We start from the raw sequence: 15,809 nt of genomic DNA, 5'->3' as shown, positions 1-15,809 counted from the left end.
ACGAAGCTTGCTCAGTGACGGGGCTTGGCCGCTCCGGCAACAGGGATCAGGCGGACGAACTCGCCGAGCCGTTCGATCAGGCGCGCCTGGATGCCCTCCAGCGTGGCGCTGGCAAGCTTGCAGAACACGCAGGCTCCGGTCAGCCTGACCATGATCTTGTTGCCGTCGATCTCGAGCAGCTCGCAATCGCCGCCGTCACGCTTGAGATTGGGTCTGATCTCGTCGAGCACGGCGCGGACGATCTGCTCGCGGCTCGAGGGTTCGGCGGCAGGCGACTGTTTCTGCTGTTCGGATTCGACGAGCATTTCAAATTCTCTCTGTGACGGATCGGATCGACGGACGCAGCTCAGCTGAACGACTTGCCGCAGGAGCAGCTCGACTTCGCGTTGGGATTGTCGAAGGTGAAGCCGGAGCCTTCCAAGGCGACGACGAAGTCGATCGTGGTGCCGTTGAGATGCTCGTGGCTTGCATTGTCGACGAACACCTTGACGCCACCGCGCTCGATCACGGTGTCGTCCGGCTTGGCCTCCTCGGCGAGACCCATCATGTACTTGAAGCCGGCGCAGCCGCCGGTCTCGACCATGATACGCAAGCCGCTCGCCGGCTGCGCCGCGGAGGAGATCGCGGTCTTCACCGCATTTACCGCGCTGTCCGTCAGGTTGATCATCGCTCGCCCTCGCTGTCTGGGTCTGTTGCAATGAGGGATCGCAAGTCCCGTGCCAGAGCGCATATGTCTGAAACCGCTGCGTTTTCGCCCAGGGTGCGCCTGTTGCCTTTGCGACGCTTGTCGGGTTTGCGACAGGCGGTCGTGGTGCGCCGGCGACGAGCGGAACGGCAAAGCGATACCAGCTAACGCAGCGCGGCCACACCAGCCGGCGCGGATTCCTGCTGCAGTCGAACTTTCGGCGCATCCACGCGCGGTCGGCAAACTCCTTGCATAAGCGCCATCGAACACAAGCGCCATCGAACCCTTCGCGCCGGCAGACAGCCGCGCGGCAGATGAGACCAGGAGAGATTCATGACGACGATCGACAACACCGCCCTTGGCCGCCTGGACAAGGAGGGCCGGCTGCTGAACGCGGTGCTGAAGGGCGACACAACCAAGCCCGGCCGCTTCGGCTTTCGCGGCGACATCGCACTGAAGTTCCAGGCCCAGGTCGCCGACGAGAAGCGCCCGCCGGACTACTCGATCGAACAGGTGCTGACCGTGGCGCAGGAGGGCGAGGAGACCATTCCCGTGCTCGCGGGCTATCTGCACTCCTACGCCTATCTTGCCGACGTCGCCAAGGTCCTGGACGGCGCACTGAGCCCGAAGGGCAGCTACTTCATGTTCTGTAACAACATCGACCTCCTGGCGAAATACCGCACCAGGATCGGCGATATCGAGTTCCGAATCCTGCCGTGCGACGAATCCACGGTATGGAAAGAGATGATGGATCTTGCCGGCGTCGACAAGAACGACATCAAGAAGCTCGACACCGCCGGCAAGCTCGACTATCTGCTTGATGCCGCAAAGAACCTCAATGAATCCTACACCGAGATTTCCTTCGAAGACGGTGTCGCGAAGATGGAGCCGGTGAAGAACCGGAACGAGAACCGCCCGGTCTGACGCATCCGCGTCAGACCTCTTCCTCGCAGGCCGCTTCGTCCTCCTCGACCAGCGTCACGCCGGTCACGCAGATATCGCCGTCGAGCACGGCGAGCGCGATCGGCGTCAGGCTCTCGCCCTTGCAAGGGCCGTTCACGCAATTGCCGGTGCCGAGCTCGAAGGTGGCGCCGTGCTTGCCGCACATCAGCCTGGTGCCGTTCCCATCGAGAAACTGGTTACGTTCCCAGTCCAGATTCACGCCATTGTGCGGGCACCGGTTGAGATAGCCGAACACCTGCTTGCCCCAGCGCACGATCACGATCGGCCACGGCCGAGGCTCGCCGTCCTCACCGAGGATCATGAGATGAAAGCCGATCGCCCGCTGGCTTGGAATGTCATTGAACGCGCAGATCGCGTAGGCGGTACTCTGGTCCATGCTGTCCTCGTTTGCGGCAGGATGTCTTGGGTAGATGTTTTGGGCAGACGTCTTGGCAGACGTCTCGGACCCGTTGCAAGAATCGCGCTAGGCGCGCCGTGATGCGCTCCTGTCGTTCTGTCCGGAATCCGACACGCACGTCGGTCGTTGTCGCGGCGACCGGCCCCAACTCGGCGCACGGGCGCAATATGCGAGCCGATTCCATCGCGTTCGAAGGCGCCTCGCCCCTTGGCATGCACGCGCGAGGTGGCATGGAAATTGATGTTGTTCAGTCGGACCTCTTGGCATGGAGAACGATATGAATGTCGCATCCGAATTCGCCGCCTGTTCGGAAGACGAGATCAAGGCGCTGCTCGATGGCGGCACGCTGACGGTCTACTCGGTCGCGCGCCCGATCACGGCGGATCGTCCCGTCGATCGCAGCGGCGTGCTCGCCACGTTCAGGTTTGCGAGCCCCGCCTTCGCTGCGGACGGCGAGAAATTGGTCGCCAATCCCGTGCCGGCGAGCAGCGTCGGCACGCCGGGCTTTGCCCGCGCCTGCAAGGCCGACGGCACCGTGGTCGCGGATTTTTCCGCCGGGCCCGGCCCGCGGGAGATCAAGTTTGCCGAAGTCTCCTGCTCGCAAGGCGCACCGGTGAAGATCACCGCCTTCAAGTTCATCGCAGAGGGCGGCTGGCCGGAGCGGCCCGACTATTACGACGCCCATCCCCGCCCCGGTTTTGCCATGCCGCAGGTACCGTGATGGCGATCCTGGTCAAGATAACGCAGGACGGCCGCAAGCTTGAGGTCGTCGGGCTCGCGATCACCCTCGGCGGCAAGCTCGAAGCGAACGAATTGATCGAGGTGAAGGATCACCCGTATCGCCGCGCGATCCGCGCCGCTGCTCCAGAGGCGACCCACATAGCCGGCCGTGTGCCCCTGACGCAAGCGGAAGCCGAGATCGTTTTCGCGGCCTTCAGGCAGGCGGAAGCTGGAATGCTGGCCAATCCCGTCGCCATCCACGAGCGTTTCCGTATTGCTGCGATGATGAAAGCGCGAGAACAGGGGATCGAGTAGGTGGCGCGTCAGTTCAACGCACGGCGGTGCCGGCGATAACCGCCGGCTTCGCCGATCTCGAACATCGCGCCAAGGCTGGGGTGGCCGACCGGCTCGCCGGAATCGTCGGGCTCGAGATCGTGCTCGGCGATGCACGCGACATAAGGGACTTCGTCGTCTTCGGCGAACAACCGGTACACCAGATCGGCCGCCGTCCCGTCAGGCACGGGTTGGCCGTCCGTACCGGCGAAAGACGTGTCGACGTCGAAGATAACGCCGCGCATCGCGTAGACCCGGTGACGGATCACCTGGCCGATATTGTACCTGGCAAACCTGGTCTTTCTCATCGGGCGGTCCGCCACGGCGTTCAAGCCGCTGCGGGGGCGTGGGTCTGACAGTTGGTCGGACAGACCCGTGCGCAGGCGCCACAGCCGATGCAGGCGCCGTCGTCGTTCATCACCATGACCTTCTTCTCGACCTCGTCATCATCGTCGTCGAGGTCGATCATCTCGCCGTCCTCGTTGATACCCTTGAGCGTCATGACCTCACGGCCGCAAACCTTGTAGCAGCGGCCGCAGCCGATGCACTTCTGGGCATCGATCGACACCAGATAGTCCGGCTTCCAGTCGCGGCCGTCGCGGGTTGCGTAGGACATGGTCGGGATCCCGCCTCAGGCCTTTTCGAGCGTCTTGAGGTCCTCGCGCTTGCGCTCGAGCTCGGCGAAGGCGTCGTGGGCCTTCTGCGCCACGCTCAGGATCGAGGTCCAGTTGATTGGAAGCTCCTCGGAGAGATCGTGGAGATCCATCTTGGCCTGCGTGGCCTTGGCCGACAGCTTCTTGATCTCGGCTTTCAGGGTTTCAAGATCGCTCATGCTCAAACCTCAATAATTCGCCACATCGGGAAATTTACGGATCATCTCGACCGCGCCGGCGACATATTTGTCGCCTTCAGCCGCGAGCTTGGAAAGATTGTCGAAGCCGAAACGATGCACGTCGCGGAGCTGCTTGTTGACGACGATGAGCCGGCCGCCGATCAGGACCATGCGACCGAAACCTTCATGGTGCATCTTCAGCATCGGCGAGATCATCACGCCGGTCGCCTTCTCGATCGAAAGCGCCACCGCATTGAAAAACAGCTCCATGCGCCAGATCGTGTCAGGGTCGGGATCGCCGACGATGGGCAGCGCACGACGCTTCTCCTTGTCGAGGATGTAGGGCTCGAGCAGGTCGAGGTCCTTCTTGCCCTCCCAGGCGCCGTGGGTATCCTGGGCCCGCCAGATCTTGACGAGCTCCTTGACGAACGGCGCTTCCGCCGCGGCGTCGGGTTGGATCAGTTCAGCCGCTTCAGTCATGGCGGGCTCCTTCAGTCTTCGAAATCAAAGCTGCGTTCCTGGCCCTTGGCGAGCACCTTGCGCAGCCACGGCGGCGGCGAACCCTTCAGCACGTCCTCGAGCTTGACGCAGAGGTCGTCGATCGCCTCGGGCTGCGCCACCTTCATCGGGTGGATGTTGTTGGCGACGACCCGGGCCGCGCCCGATCCGCCAATCGCGGCGACGTAGAGGATCGTACAGTCCTTGATCGCCTCGATCTTCGGCGCCAGCTTGTCCTCGTTACCGTCTTCCTTGAGATCGCCGTCGAACTGGATCGCCTCGACGAAGCGATGGCCGTCCGGGTTTACGTCGTAGATGGCGATGTTCTTGGCCCAGCCGAAATGCGCATCGACGCGCTTCAGGTCCTGGGTGGCAAAGGCGACTTTCATCGGTCTGGTCCTCTTCTTCCGTCAGTGCAGTTGCGGTGGGACGACCTGAAGGCCGCTGTCCGTGGTCCGCCAGGTGTCGGGCGTCGGCTGGTGGTTGGCCTCGCGGTCGCCGATGACGAGATTGGCGAGATCGAACACCAGGTCGCGCGTACCGCGATAGCCGACCGAAAGCTGGTGGCCGGCGCCGAGCCGGTCGAACATCGGGAAACCCGCCCGGTAGAACGGGATCTTCAGGCGCGACGCCGCTTGGCGGCCGTGCGAATGGGTGATGAGGAGATCGCAGTCGCGCGCCTTGGCGAGGTCTTCCAGATCTTCGAGATCGCCAATCAGCACCTCCTGCGCCTTGACACGTTCCAGCACGGGCGAGGTCGTCGTGGTGACCGCCGCTGCGACCTCGGCGCCCATCTCGTAGAGCATGCTCGACAGGTCGAACAGCAAATCGGGCTCGGCGCCGATTGCGAGCTTGCGGCCGCCGATATGAAAATGCGTGTCCAGCATCGCGTCCGCGAGCTGGCCACGTTGCCGGCGGTACTTCAATGGCACCGGCCGGCCGCTGATCTCGCTCAGGAAGGCGATGAATTCGTCGTTGGGGATGAGGCCGCAGAGCCGCTCGAACAGGCGGAAAGGCACGCCGGTTCTCTCCTGCATGGCCTCGGCCGCGCGCTTCATCTGCGCGCCGATCGCGATGGTCCAGGCCGCCTGCCCCATGGAGGCGATTTCGTCCACGCCAATGCCGCCGATCGTGGTCGGCGTGAACTCGTCGGGGATATGGCCGTCGAGCGAGCCGGCAAGATCAGGCAGGAAGGACGGCTTGAGACCGAAATCCTCGAAGATCGTGCGCAGCTCATCGAGATCTCCGGGCGTGAGATGGCAGCCCGGCAGCACGTTAACGCGCGCCAAATCGCGCGCAGCCCCCGCCTCGACGGGATCGACCAACACCTCGACCATGCGCGCAACCGTCTTCTCCCAGCCATCTTGGAACGCATCCTTGAAATCGGGCGTGGAAACGTAAACGAGCGGAAATTTCTCGAGATGGGGATGTTTCTGCCGGATCAAGCGAATGAAGCCTTCGACGTCGTCGCCCTTGGTCTCGGTGACGCCGGTCGAGTTGATGCCGATGATCTCCGGCTTGGTGCGGTTGTAGATGTTGAGGATCGCCTGCTCGACATTCTCATAGCCGCCGAGCACGGTCGCGACCTCGCTCATCGCGGTGGTCTGCATCGGCACCGCTTCCTTGAAGTGCCGCACGAACAGCGTCAGGCCAAACGAGGTGCAGCCTTGCGAGCCATGCAGCAGCGGCATCGCACCGCGCAGACCCATGAATGCGAAGGAGCCGCCGATCGGCTGGCTCATCTTGAGCGGATTGACCGAGCAGGCCTTCTTCGAAGCGGTGACAATCGCCATCGGCCGAGCCCTACTCCGCCGCCTGAAGCACGGGCGCCGGCTGCGCGACGAGGATGTCCTCGATCCGTCCCTTGCAGGCCCCGCAGCCGCCCGAGGCGTTGGTATGCTCCTTGACGCCATCGACGGTGGCAAGGCCGTGCGCGGCGATGGCATCCTCGATGGTGCCGAGGTCGACCGTCTTGCAGAAGCAGATCTTCTTGGCGCGCCTGACCTCCTCGGCGCGGACCGGATCGGCGGCGATCTCGGCAGCCTGCGCGTCCATCTGCGCCATTGCCTTGGCCTGCCAGTTGACGCCGGCATCGTCCCATGGAGCCGGCTTGCGGAGTTGCGCCCACATCGGATTGTAAAGCGCCTTCTCGATCTCCTCCATCAGCTTGACCATGCCGATGTAGCCCATATAGCCGTGGCAGCGCTCCTGATTGATATCGAGCCAGGGCATCGCCGCCTTCAGGGCGACGAACTGGGACTTGCCGCCGGACAGCATGATGTCCGCCTTCGCGTCCTTCAGCATCTTGTACATCTCGCGCGGCGTCATGTCCTCGATCATATGGGCGTCCTGGCCCATCAGCTCCTTGATCCGCTCCTTGTCCTCCTTGGTGGACTTCTTCACGGACGTGCCGACGATCTCGAGCCCCGCCTCCTGGAGCGCGGCGACCACGGACCACGATTTCACGCCGCCGGTGATCAGCAGCACCTTCTTGTCCTTGAACCGCGGCTTGAAGCGCTCGATCGCGGCCCAGGCCTTGGCCTCCTCTCGCGCGATCACCGCCTCGGTCCGCTCCATCAGCTCCGCCGGCGCGCCGCGTTCGATCAGCATGCGCGCGATCTCGCGCAGCGAGTCGCTGGAGTCCTGGATGCCGTAGAACGAGCCCTCGAAGAACGGGATGCCGTAGCGCTCCTCCATCTTGCGCGCGACGTTGATCATCGCCTTGGAGCACACCATCATCGCAGCCTTGGCACGGTGCGAATAGGCGAGCTCGCGATATTTGCCATCACCGGAGATGCAGGAGAGGATGCGGATGCCGAGCTCGTCGAGCAGCGGCTTCACTTGCCAGAACTCGCCGGAGAGATTGTACTCCCCGATGATGTTGATGTCGTAAGGCGTCGTATAGTCGGGCTCTTCAGTGCCGATCACATGCTCGAGCAGCGCCTCGCCGGCGAGCTTGTTGCCGAGGTTCTTCGGGCCGACAAAGCCCGGCGAATTGACCGGGATGACCGGCTTGCCGAACTTTGTTGCGGCAGCCTTGCAGACCGCATTGATGTCGTCACCGATCATGGCGGGGACGCAGGTCTGATAGACGAAGATCGCCGGGGGATCGTATTTCTCGATGACTTCCCTGATCGCCTTGTAGAGCCGCTTCTCGCCGCCGAACACGATGTCTGTTTCGTTCATGTCGGTGGTGAAGCTGCGCCGCCAGAGATCGGAGCCCGACGAGGCGCTGCCGCGATTATCCCAGGAATTGCCCTCGCAGGCGATCGGGCCGTGGACGAGATGGGCGACGTCGGTGAAGGGCTGGAGCGCGATCTTGGCGCCGTCGAAGGCGCAACCGCCGGCGGCCCCGCCGGGCTGGAGCTGCTTGGTGCAACCCTTCTTGCGCTCGGCCTCCGTCTTGTTGGCATTCTTGCCGCAACCCGGCTCGTTGAAGACGTCCTGGATGGTGGCCGACAGCGAGCTCATTCGTCTCTCCCGTTCTTGGACCCGCTGCGCGAGCACTTCGCCCCGCAGTCTCGATCGCTCTGGCTAGACTTGTGGTCTGCCGCCGCCTGCACGTGAGGCGGCGGCAGATTTTCGCGACATCAGCGGATGATGTCGAAGCTGTAGTCGGTCTTGGCAGGCACGTTGGTGTTCTTGTCGATCTCGTCAAAGATCTTGTCGAGAATCTTCACCAGCACATTCATGCCGCCCTGATAGCCCCACACCGGATAGCGGTGGTGATGGTGGCGATCGAACACCGGGAATCCGATGCGGATCAGCGGCGTGCCGGTGTCGCGCTCGAGGTACTTGCCGTAGGTGTTGCCGATCAGGAAATCGACCGGCTCGGTGAACAGCAGCGAGCGCATATGCCAGAGATCCTTGCCCGGGTAGGCATGGCAGTTCTTGCCGAACGGCGAACTGGCGAAAAGCCCTTCCATCTTCTCCGCCCAGGCCTTGTTTCCGTTGGTGGAGAGCACATGGGTCGGCTCGGCGCCAAGCTCGAGCAGGAAGGCTGCGAGCCCGTAGCAGAGATCGGGATCGCCGTAGATCGCGAATTTCTTGCCGTGGATATGGGCGCTGGAGTCGGCCATGGCATCGACGAGGCGGCCGCGCTCCTGCTCCAGCGCCTTCGCGATCGGCCTGCCGGTGATGCGCGACAGCGCCATCAGGAACTCGTCGGTGGCGCTGACGCCGACCGGATGGTTGAAGCTTGCGACCTCCTGGCCATGCCCCTGGATGAAGGGCAGCGTCTTCTCGGTGCAGTATTGCTGCATCGAAATGGTCGCCTTGGCATGGATGGCGTTCGCCGCGTCCTCGAGCGTCGTACCGCCGTCATACATGCGGAACTCGCCGTCGGTCGGCGTATCGAACACGTCGCTGTTGTCGGCGAGGATGGTGTACTCGATCCCCATCAGCTCGAAGATGCGCTTGATCTCACGGATGTTGCCGACGGTGTAGCCGTCGAAGCCGCCGATGAAGTTGACCTTGCTGTTCTCCTTGCGCTCGAGCTTCGGCGCGGTGCCGGCCTTGCCGTCCCAGAAGTGTTCAAGGATTCCCTTGAGCGCGTTGTCATAGCCGGTCACGTGGCTGCCGACGAAAGCTGGCGTATGAGCGAACGGAACGTCGTACTCCGCCGGAACCGATCCCTTCTCCTTTGCCGTCTTGATGAAAGCGTTGAGGTCGTCGCCGATCACCTCCGCCATGCAGGTGGTGGAAACCGCGATCATCTTCGGCTTGTACATGCTGTAGGTGTTGGCGAGGCCGTCGATCATGTTGTTCAGGCCGCCGAATACCGCCGCATCCTCCGTCATCGAGGAGGACACGCAGGAGCTCGGCTCCTTGAAGTGCCGTGACAGATGGCTGCGGTAATAGGCGACGCAGCCCTGCGAGCCGTGCACGAAGGGCAGCGTGCCCTCGAAGCCGACGGCGACGAACACCGCGCCGAGCGGCTGGCAGGCCTTGGCGGGATTGACGGTCAGGGCTTCGCGAGCGAAGTTCTTCTCCCGATATTCGGGCGTCTTGGCCCATTCGCGGATGCGCTCGACTTCCGCAGGGTCATGCGGATTCTCGAAAAGCGCCTTCTTGTTGGCCAGCATCTGCTGGTATTCCGGACCTCGGAACAGCTCGAAGTGATCGAGCACGTGTTCGGCATTCTGTGTCATCATGGCACCTTGGTTTGATTTCGTGTTCGATCGCCTGCCCCGGCCCCTCCCTCGGGAGGAGCCGGGCCGTGCTGCTATTCCGCCGCCATCAGGCTCGGCCGCGGGGCATCCTTCCAGGGTGCCTTGGTCTTCTTCCAGATCGGGGAATTGATCGCCATGTCCATGTCACGGGCGAAAATCGCGAACCCGTCATAGCCGTGATAGGGACCCGAATAATCCCAGGAATGCATCTGACGGAAAGGCACGCCCATCTTCTGGAAGACGTACTTTTCCTTGATGCCCGAGCCGACGAGATCTGGCTGGATCTTCTCGACGAAGCGCTCGAATTCGTAGCCGGTGACATCGTCATAGATCAGCGTGCCGTCCTTGACGTAATGCTGGGCGGTGCGCTGGTAGTCGTCGTTGTGACCGAACTCGTAGCCGGTGCCGACCACCTCCATGCCGAGGTCCTCGTAGGCCCCGATGACGTGGCGGGGGCGGAGGCCGCCGACGAACAGCATCACGGTCTTGCCTTCGAGGCGCGGGCGATACTTGGCGATCACAGCATCCATCAAAGGTTGGTATTTTGCGATGACACGCTCGGCCCCCTCCTTGATCTTGTCGTCAAAGAAGCTCGCGATCTTGCGCAGGGACTCCGCGATCTTGGACGGTCCGAAGAAGTTGTACTCGCACCACGGAATACCGAACTTCTCTTCCATGTGGCGGGAGATGTAGTTCATCGAGCGGTAGCAGTGCAGGACGTTGAGCTTCGCCTTGGGCGTCGCTTCCAGCTCGGCGAGGCTGCCGTCGCCGGACCACTGCGCAATCACGCGCAGGCCCATCTCTTCGAGCAGGATGCGCGAGGACCAGGCATCGCCTCCGATGTTGTAGTCGCCGATGATCGCGACGTCGTAGGGCGTGGGCTCGAATGCCGGCTTGGCTTCCGGGTTGACCTTGTCGAAGATCCAGTCGCGCACGGCGTCGTTGGCGATGTGGTGACCAAGCGACTGGGAGACGCCGCGGAAGCCTTCGCAGCGCACGGGAACGATGGTCTTGCCGTCGTATTCCTTGGACTTCACCTTCGACACGGCCTCGATATCGTCGCCGATCAGGCCGATCGGGCATTCCGACTGGATGGTGATGCCGTGGTTGAGCGGAAACAGCTCCTGGATCTCGTCGATGATCTTGGCGAGCTTCTTGTCGCCGCCGAACACGATGTCCTTCTCCTGGAAGTCGGAGGTGAACTGCATGGTGACGAAGGTGTCAATGCCGGTCGTGCCGATATAGTAGTTGCGCCGGGCCGCCCAGGAATACTGCCCGCAGCCAACCGGGCCGTGGCTGATGTGGATCATGTCCTTGATCGGACCCCACACCACGCCCTTGGAGCCGGCATAGGCGCAGCCGCGGATGGTCATCACGCCGGGGATGGATTTCAGGTTCGACTTGACGCCGCAATCGGACTTGCCGGCCTCGTGGACGTTGAGGTGCTTGGCGCGACGCTTGGCGGTCTTCTCGGGATAGACCTTCAAGACCTCGTCGATCAGTTGCTTGTTGCGGGCCTTGATCTCGGCGACGCTCTCGGTGGTTGCTAGGCTCATACGAATATCCCTCGGTTATCCCTGTGTGAACGATCGGACGCCTCAACCGGCGCGCCGCTCTCGCGATCTCTCCGCGAGGTCGCCTTGCATAAGGACTTTTGCAACGAGTGTGCCAGCGGCTTCGCACGACAAAAAACGAAGCGATTGGAGACAGATAGCTTGGAAGCCTTCGATTGTTGCAAACCCGACATCGCATCATGTCGACATGCGCGTGCGCGGAAAGGCTGTCCGAAACAAAACAATGCACCGCTGCCGGACGGCTTCGAACATGAATTTTCCTGCCCGGAGACATCGACCGGCCGCGGTATGGAGCTTGCTTGATGCATCTCACCAACGCATCGAGGCGACCATGCAGCTTGAAACCACTTCCCGACCGACACACATCGAGGACATCATCGAGAACTTCTCACTGCTCGATGAATGGGACGATCGCTACCGCTATGTCATCGAGCTCGGACGCCAGCTACCCGCGTTTCCCGAGGCGCTCCGCTCGGATGCGAACAAGGTGCAGGGCTGCGCCAGCCAGGTCTGGCTGGCGACCACCGTCGGGCATCGGAACGGGCAGCCGGTCCTCACATTCCTCGGCGACAGCGATGCGCATATCGTCCGCGGCCTGGTTGCGATCCTGATCGCGCTCTTGTCGGGACGGTCCGCCTCTGAGATCGCGAGCGAAGACCCCCTCGCCCTGTTCGCGCGCCTCGGACTCGGCGAGCACTTGACGCCGCAGCGGTCGAACGGCTTCCGGTCGATGGTAACCCGGATGCGCGCAGACGCGACTGCCGTGCTGGTCGACGCCGCGTGATATCCGCCAACCGGTCAGACCACGTCGAACGTGGTTCCCATTCGCGCCATTTCGTGGCCACGCATGATGACGAACACTGACCGGGCCATGAATTCAACGGTATAGTAGATCTCGCCGAGGAAGCTCCAGCTTTCGCGGACGATGCCGGTATCGCCGGGATGCACCAGCGGCTCGCCGATGTCCTTGTGCGGATACGTGCCGTCGTTCCTGATCACGGTCGCGGCGCGGACAGGCTCGCCAAGCGAGAATTCGCCAGTGAACCGCCGTTCCATGCTCTGCCTAGTTCGCCGCCGACGGGCATCGCAGACGATGCGGGAGATAGGCCGCGGTTTGGCTGCGATCTGGTCGCTCATGAGAACATCTCCTGGGCTTTGACCAAGGCCTCGGCCAGCGCGTCGACCTCTTCCATGGTGTTGTAGAGCGCGAAGGAGGCGCGGCAGGTCGCGGACACGCCGAAGCGGTCGAGCAGCGGCATCGCGCAATGGGTGCCGGCCCGCACCGCAACGCCGGAGCGGTCGATGACGGTTGCAAAATCGTGGGCGTGCGCATTCTTCATCTCGAACGACACGACCGGCCCCTTGTCGGCGGCGCTCCCGATGATCCGCAGCGAATTGATTCCGCGCAGCCTCTCCTGAGCATAGTCCAGCAGGCTGTTCTCGTGCTTGCGGATCCGTCCCTTGCCGATCGATTCCAAATAGTCGATGGCCGCGCCGAGGCCGATCGCCTGCACGATCGGCGGCGTCCCGGCTTCGAAGCGGTGTGGCGGCTCACCATAGCTGACGGTGTCGCGGGAGACCTCACGGATCATCTCACCGCCGCCATTGAACGGAGGCATCGTTGCGAGATGCTGGTACTTGCCATAGAGCGCGCCGATCCCGGTCGGTCCATACAGCTTGTGGCCCGTGATGACGTAGAAGTCGCAGCCGATATCGCGGACGTCGACGTCCATGTGCACGGCGGCCTGCGAACCGTCGACCAAGACGGGAATTCCGCGCGCATGCGCCAGGCGAACGATCTCCTTGACCGGGACGATGCTGCCGAGCACGTTCGACATTTGGCTGATCGCGACCAGCTTGCTACGCTCGTTCAGCAGCTTCTCGAACTCGTCGAGCAGGAAATTGCCATCATCGTCAACCGGCGCCCATCTGATCACGGCTCCCTGCCGTTCGCGCAGGAAGTGCCATGGCACGATGTTGGCGTGGTGCTCCATGATCGAGAGCACGATCTCGTCGCCTGCGCCGATCCGCTCGCGGCCAAACGTCTGGGCCACGAGATTGATCGCCTCCGTGGCGCCACGAGTGAACACGATCTCCTCGCGCCGCTCCGCGTTCAGGAACTTCGCGACTTTGTCGCGCGCGCCCTCATAGGCTTCGGTGGCCGCGTTGGCGAGGTAATGCAAGCCGCGATGGACGTTGGCGTATTCGCTGGTATAGGCCTCCGTCAGCCGGTCGAGCACCGCCTTTGGCTTCTGGGCCGAGGCGGCATTGTCGAGATAGACCAACGGTTTGCCGTGCACCTGCATCGACAGGATCGGGAAGTCCTGGCGAACTCGGGTGACGTCATAGCTTCCATTGCTCACCGCGGGATGCATCGCATCATTTCCGTCTCTTGAGCCAGGCGAGCATCGTCTGCGACAATGCATCGCGCAGATCATCGTGCGCGACGGCGTCGATCACCTCGCCGACAAAGGCTTCGATCAACAGCGTCTCGGCCTCCTTTTCCGGAATGCCGCGGGCCATCAGGTAGAACTTCAACTGATCGTCGAGCGCGCCCGTCGTGGTGCCGTGCCCGCACTGCACGTCATCTGCGAAGATCTCCAACTCCGGCTTGCAATTGACGACGGCATCGTCCGACAGCAGCAGCGCCCGCGCCATCATCCTGGCGTCAGTTTGCTGCGCACCCTGCTGCACCGTGATCTTGCCCTGGAAAACGGCGCGCGCCTCGTTGTCGACCACGGCCTTGAACACCTCCCGGCTCTGCGAGCCGGCGGCGGCGTGATCGACGGTGAGCGTGGTATCCGCGTGCTGATCGCCGGCCAGAAGGCTCGCCTGGTGCACGCTGGTGTTGGTTCCCTCGCCGGCAAGTCTCAGGAAGAGCTGGTTGCGCACCACGGCACCGCCCATCGTGAGCCCGAACTCGCGGTAATTCGCACCCGCGCCGATCAGCGCCTCCAGCGTCGCAAGATGCAGCGCTGCCGCGCCTTCGCTGGTGATCTTGATATGATCCAGGCTGGCCTTGTCACCGATGTCCACCTGCAGGGCCGCATTGACCTGGTAGTCCGACTGATCCGGTCCTTCATGGGTCTCGACCAGCGTCAGCGAGGCACCGCTGCCAAGCTCCAGCCGAGATCGCGTAAACATCGCTCCCGGCGCAGTGCGCGTCGTCACGAAGACGAGATGGATCGGCCGCTCCACGATGACATCGGCGGCAACCGTGATCAAGACACCGTCGCCGGCGAGCGCGGTATTGAGGGCCGCGACCGGATCGGTGCTGGCCATGCCAAATGGAAGCGGGATCTCCTCCGCCCCCAGCGCCTCGACCGTCGCGCGAATGGCGACACCGGCTTCGAGAGCAGCAAGATCGGACAATTCGGGTACAAAGGCACCATCGACAATCAACAGCCGCCGAGCGTCAACACCGGCGAACACTGCCCCGGCTCCGCCGGCCGCGGATTTGGCGGCCGCATCAGGCCGCGACGCCAGCGGCTTGGCATCGGACACCAGACGCCGCAGGTCGGTATACTTCCACGCCTCAACCCGGGAATGCGGCAGTCCCTGTGCCGCGAAGCGATCGAAGGCATCAGACCGTATCGCCTGGGTACTGCTGCCGCCGGGCAGGTCCTTGAGTACAGCCGCGAACAAATCGGCGAAGCCAATTTCGGCGGCAGTCTTCACGGGACGGATCTGAGCATTCATGGAGTCACGCCGCTTCGTGCTGATATTGTGCGTAGCCGGTCGCCTCCAGCTCGAGCGCAAGCTCCTTGCCGCCGGTCTTGACGATGCGTCCTGCCGACAGCACGTGCACGACATCTGGCACGATATAGTCCAGCAGTCTCTGGTAGTGGGTGATCACGATCATGCCACGGTCGGCCGCGCGCAGGCGGTTGACGCCATCGGCGACGATGCGTAGCGCATCGATGTCCAGCCCGGAATCGGTCTCATCCAGCACGCACAATTTTGGCTCCAGGAGCGCCATCTGGAGCGTCTCGTTGCGCTTCTTCTCGCCGCCGGAGAAGCCGACATTGAGCGGCCGCTTCAGCATCTCCGGGTCGATACTCAATTGCTTGGCGAGTTCACGCACTCGCTTCAGCACGTCGGGTGACGACAGTTCCTCCTCGCCGCGTTTCTTGCGTTGGGCATTCAACGCCGTGCGCAGGAATGTCAGCGTGGCGACACCGGGGATTTCGAGCGGATATTGAAAGGCCAGGAACAGCCCCTTGGCCGCCCGTTCGTCGGGATCCATGGCAAGCAGGTCATCCCCATTGAAGAACACGTCGCCGCCGGTGATCTCGTAGCCCGGCTTGCCCGACAGCACATAGGACAGCGTCGACTTGCCGGCGCCGTTCGGGCCCATGATGGCGTGGATCTCGCCCTTGTTCACGGTGAGATCGAGCCCGTTCAGGATCTGGCGGCCGTCGATTTCGGCCTTCAGTCCGCGAATCTCCAGGAGCGCCGTCATCACACTTCTCCCTGCCTGCTGGGTCCAAATATCGTCATCCGACGCTTCCTTCGAGCGAGATCGAGATCAGCTTCTGCGCTTCCACCGCGAACTCCATCGGCAGCTGCTGCAGCACGTCCTTGACGAAGCCGTTGACGACGAGGCCGACCGCCTCTTCCTGCGAAAGGCCGCGCT

The 15,809-nt window shown here is 62.9% G+C and carries 20 protein-coding genes; 4 read left to right on the top strand and 16 right to left on the bottom strand.

From position 1 onward, the window contains the following. Positions 1 to 11: 11 nt before the first annotated feature. Together G8O24_RS03875 and G8O24_RS03870 are read right to left on the bottom strand one after the other, a co-directional pair. Positions 12 to 305: a NifU family protein gene (locus G8O24_RS03875; RefSeq protein ID WP_188096650.1), complete on the bottom strand. Its 294-nt coding sequence runs from the start codon at positions 303 to 305 to the stop codon at positions 12 to 14. A 41-nt stretch (positions 306 to 346) separates the two neighbouring features. Then, complete coding sequence (locus tag G8O24_RS03870) at positions 347 to 667, bottom strand: iron-sulfur cluster assembly accessory protein (protein WP_080136068.1); 321 nt, start codon at positions 665 to 667, stop codon at positions 347 to 349. Between the two features lie 351 nt (positions 668 to 1,018). On the opposite strand from G8O24_RS03870, the gene G8O24_RS03865 reads away from it, so the two are divergent. After that, on the top strand, positions 1,019 to 1,609 hold the full coding sequence (locus tag G8O24_RS03865) for a hypothetical protein (protein WP_188096648.1): 591 nt from the start codon (positions 1,019 to 1,021) through the stop codon (positions 1,607 to 1,609). 10 nt (positions 1,610 to 1,619) lie between these two features. Here G8O24_RS03865 and G8O24_RS03860 read toward each other — a convergent pair whose 3' ends face one another. Beyond that, positions 1,620 to 2,024 (bottom strand): Rieske (2Fe-2S) protein, encoded by a 405-nt coding sequence (locus G8O24_RS03860; protein ID WP_188096646.1) that lies wholly within the window; start codon positions 2,022 to 2,024, stop codon positions 1,620 to 1,622. Positions 2,025 to 2,322: 298 nt separating this feature from the next. Here G8O24_RS03860 and G8O24_RS03855 point away from each other — a divergent pair, with 298 nt between their 5' ends. After that, complete coding sequence (locus G8O24_RS03855; protein WP_188096645.1) at positions 2,323 to 2,766, top strand: hypothetical protein; 444 nt, start codon at positions 2,323 to 2,325, stop codon at positions 2,764 to 2,766. Next, on the top strand, positions 2,766 to 3,080 hold the full coding sequence (locus G8O24_RS03850; protein ID WP_191093048.1) for a hypothetical protein: 315 nt from the start codon (positions 2,766 to 2,768) through the stop codon (positions 3,078 to 3,080). The genes G8O24_RS03855 and G8O24_RS03850 overlap by 1 nt, the downstream gene beginning before the upstream one ends. Before the next feature lie 8 nt (positions 3,081 to 3,088). On the opposite strand, the gene hspQ is transcribed toward G8O24_RS03850, so the two are convergent. The 9 genes from hspQ to nifD all read right to left on the bottom strand — a co-directional run bounded on the left by hspQ (position 3,089) and on the right by nifD (position 11,155). After that, entirely contained in the window at positions 3,089 to 3,406 is a 318-nt protein-coding gene (hspQ, locus tag G8O24_RS03845; protein WP_188096642.1) for a heat shock protein HspQ, read from the bottom strand. A 20-nt stretch (positions 3,407 to 3,426) separates the two neighbouring features. After that, positions 3,427 to 3,714 (bottom strand): ferredoxin III, nif-specific, encoded by a 288-nt coding sequence (fdxB, locus tag G8O24_RS03840; protein WP_188096640.1) that lies wholly within the window; start codon positions 3,712 to 3,714, stop codon positions 3,427 to 3,429. Between the two features lie 15 nt (positions 3,715 to 3,729). Then, complete coding sequence (locus tag G8O24_RS03835) at positions 3,730 to 3,930, bottom strand: CCE_0567 family metalloprotein (protein ID WP_028137114.1); 201 nt, start codon at positions 3,928 to 3,930, stop codon at positions 3,730 to 3,732. Positions 3,931 to 3,939: 9 nt separating this feature from the next. Continuing rightward, the gene (locus G8O24_RS03830) at positions 3,940 to 4,410 is read right to left on the bottom strand and encodes a NifX-associated nitrogen fixation protein (RefSeq protein WP_188096638.1); all 471 of its coding nucleotides are present in this window, start codon (positions 4,408 to 4,410) and stop codon (positions 3,940 to 3,942) included. 11 nt (positions 4,411 to 4,421) lie between these two features. Further along, complete coding sequence (gene nifX, locus G8O24_RS03825; RefSeq protein WP_100178669.1) at positions 4,422 to 4,817, bottom strand: nitrogen fixation protein NifX; 396 nt, start codon at positions 4,815 to 4,817, stop codon at positions 4,422 to 4,424. Between the two features lie 21 nt (positions 4,818 to 4,838). After that, positions 4,839 to 6,221 carry a nitrogenase iron-molybdenum cofactor biosynthesis protein NifN gene (gene nifN, locus G8O24_RS03820; RefSeq protein ID WP_188096636.1) on the bottom strand — a complete coding sequence of 461 codons (1,383 nt, stop codon included), beginning with the start codon at positions 6,219 to 6,221 and terminating at the stop codon, positions 4,839 to 4,841. Positions 6,222 to 6,231: 10 nt separating this feature from the next. Next, complete coding sequence (gene nifE, locus G8O24_RS03815; protein WP_188096634.1) at positions 6,232 to 7,899, bottom strand: nitrogenase iron-molybdenum cofactor biosynthesis protein NifE; 1,668 nt, start codon at positions 7,897 to 7,899, stop codon at positions 6,232 to 6,234. Between the two features lie 119 nt (positions 7,900 to 8,018). Next, on the bottom strand, positions 8,019 to 9,578 hold the full coding sequence (nifK, locus tag G8O24_RS03810) for a nitrogenase molybdenum-iron protein subunit beta (RefSeq protein ID WP_188096633.1): 1,560 nt from the start codon (positions 9,576 to 9,578) through the stop codon (positions 8,019 to 8,021). Between the two features lie 74 nt (positions 9,579 to 9,652). After that, complete coding sequence (gene nifD, locus G8O24_RS03805; RefSeq protein WP_025037826.1) at positions 9,653 to 11,155, bottom strand: nitrogenase molybdenum-iron protein alpha chain; 1,503 nt, start codon at positions 11,153 to 11,155, stop codon at positions 9,653 to 9,655. A gap of 349 nt (positions 11,156 to 11,504) precedes the next feature. On the opposite strand from nifD, the gene G8O24_RS03800 reads away from it, so the two are divergent. Further along, complete coding sequence (locus G8O24_RS03800) at positions 11,505 to 11,957, top strand: SufE family protein (protein ID WP_188096631.1); 453 nt, start codon at positions 11,505 to 11,507, stop codon at positions 11,955 to 11,957. Between the two features lie 14 nt (positions 11,958 to 11,971). Here G8O24_RS03800 and G8O24_RS03795 read toward each other — a convergent pair whose 3' ends face one another. Genes G8O24_RS03795 through sufC form a run of 4 tightly spaced genes read right to left on the bottom strand, consistent with a single transcriptional unit; the run spans position 11,972 to position 15,635 of the window. Continuing rightward, positions 11,972 to 12,310 carry a nitrogen fixation protein NifZ gene (locus G8O24_RS03795; protein WP_244645725.1) on the bottom strand — a complete coding sequence of 113 codons (339 nt, stop codon included), beginning with the start codon at positions 12,308 to 12,310 and terminating at the stop codon, positions 11,972 to 11,974. Beyond that, positions 12,307 to 13,548, bottom strand: coding sequence for a cysteine desulfurase (locus tag G8O24_RS03790; RefSeq protein ID WP_188096630.1), 1,242 nt, complete (start codon positions 13,546 to 13,548; stop codon positions 12,307 to 12,309). The genes G8O24_RS03795 and G8O24_RS03790 overlap by 4 nt, the downstream gene beginning before the upstream one ends. A 4-nt stretch (positions 13,549 to 13,552) precedes the next feature. After that, positions 13,553 to 14,872 (bottom strand): Fe-S cluster assembly protein SufD, encoded by a 1,320-nt coding sequence (gene sufD, locus G8O24_RS03785; protein ID WP_188096628.1) that lies wholly within the window; start codon positions 14,870 to 14,872, stop codon positions 13,553 to 13,555. A 4-nt stretch (positions 14,873 to 14,876) separates the two neighbouring features. Next, positions 14,877 to 15,635: a Fe-S cluster assembly ATPase SufC gene (gene sufC, locus G8O24_RS03780; protein WP_188096627.1), complete on the bottom strand. Its 759-nt coding sequence runs from the start codon at positions 15,633 to 15,635 to the stop codon at positions 14,877 to 14,879. Positions 15,636 to 15,809 lie beyond the last annotated feature (174 nt).

Source organism: Bradyrhizobium campsiandrae, from assembly GCF_014529705.1.
Taxonomy (GTDB): Bacteria; Pseudomonadota; Alphaproteobacteria; order Rhizobiales; family Xanthobacteraceae; genus Bradyrhizobium; species Bradyrhizobium campsiandrae.
This window is presented reverse-complemented; position numbering and strand designations above follow the sequence as displayed.

Excerpts from the sequence above, each read along its gene's own strand:
- G8O24_RS03875 (WP_188096650.1), bottom strand. The coding sequence starts at position 305 with ATGCTCGTCGAATCCGAACAGCAGAAACAGTCGCCTGCCGCCGAACCC.
- G8O24_RS03870 (WP_080136068.1), bottom strand. The coding sequence starts at position 667 with ATGATCAACCTGACGGACAGCGCGGTAAATGCGGTGAAGACCGCGATC.
- G8O24_RS03865 (WP_188096648.1), top strand. The coding sequence starts at position 1,019 with ATGACGACGATCGACAACACCGCCCTTGGCCGCCTGGACAAGGAGGGC.
- G8O24_RS03860 (WP_188096646.1), bottom strand. The coding sequence starts at position 2,024 with ATGGACCAGAGTACCGCCTACGCGATCTGCGCGTTCAATGACATTCCA.
- G8O24_RS03855 (WP_188096645.1), top strand. The coding sequence starts at position 2,323 with ATGAATGTCGCATCCGAATTCGCCGCCTGTTCGGAAGACGAGATCAAG.
- G8O24_RS03850 (WP_191093048.1), top strand. The coding sequence starts at position 2,766 with ATGGCGATCCTGGTCAAGATAACGCAGGACGGCCGCAAGCTTGAGGTC.
- hspQ (WP_188096642.1), bottom strand. The coding sequence starts at position 3,406 with ATGAGAAAGACCAGGTTTGCCAGGTACAATATCGGCCAGGTGATCCGT.
- fdxB (WP_188096640.1), bottom strand. The coding sequence starts at position 3,714 with ATGTCCTACGCAACCCGCGACGGCCGCGACTGGAAGCCGGACTATCTG.
- G8O24_RS03835 (WP_028137114.1), bottom strand. The coding sequence starts at position 3,930 with ATGAGCGATCTTGAAACCCTGAAAGCCGAGATCAAGAAGCTGTCGGCC.
- G8O24_RS03830 (WP_188096638.1), bottom strand. The coding sequence starts at position 4,410 with ATGACTGAAGCGGCTGAACTGATCCAACCCGACGCCGCGGCGGAAGCG.
- nifX (WP_100178669.1), bottom strand. The coding sequence starts at position 4,817 with ATGAAAGTCGCCTTTGCCACCCAGGACCTGAAGCGCGTCGATGCGCAT.
- nifN (WP_188096636.1), bottom strand. The coding sequence starts at position 6,221 with ATGGCGATTGTCACCGCTTCGAAGAAGGCCTGCTCGGTCAATCCGCTC.
- nifE (WP_188096634.1), bottom strand. The coding sequence starts at position 7,899 with ATGAGCTCGCTGTCGGCCACCATCCAGGACGTCTTCAACGAGCCGGGT.
- nifK (WP_188096633.1), bottom strand. The coding sequence starts at position 9,578 with ATGACACAGAATGCCGAACACGTGCTCGATCACTTCGAGCTGTTCCGA.
- nifD (WP_025037826.1), bottom strand. The coding sequence starts at position 11,155 with ATGAGCCTAGCAACCACCGAGAGCGTCGCCGAGATCAAGGCCCGCAAC.
- G8O24_RS03800 (WP_188096631.1), top strand. The coding sequence starts at position 11,505 with ATGCAGCTTGAAACCACTTCCCGACCGACACACATCGAGGACATCATC.
- G8O24_RS03795 (WP_244645725.1), bottom strand. The coding sequence starts at position 12,310 with ATGAGCGACCAGATCGCAGCCAAACCGCGGCCTATCTCCCGCATCGTC.
- G8O24_RS03790 (WP_188096630.1), bottom strand. The coding sequence starts at position 13,548 with ATGCATCCCGCGGTGAGCAATGGAAGCTATGACGTCACCCGAGTTCGC.
- sufD (WP_188096628.1), bottom strand. The coding sequence starts at position 14,872 with ATGAATGCTCAGATCCGTCCCGTGAAGACTGCCGCCGAAATTGGCTTC.
- sufC (WP_188096627.1), bottom strand. The coding sequence starts at position 15,635 with ATGACGGCGCTCCTGGAGATTCGCGGACTGAAGGCCGAAATCGACGGC.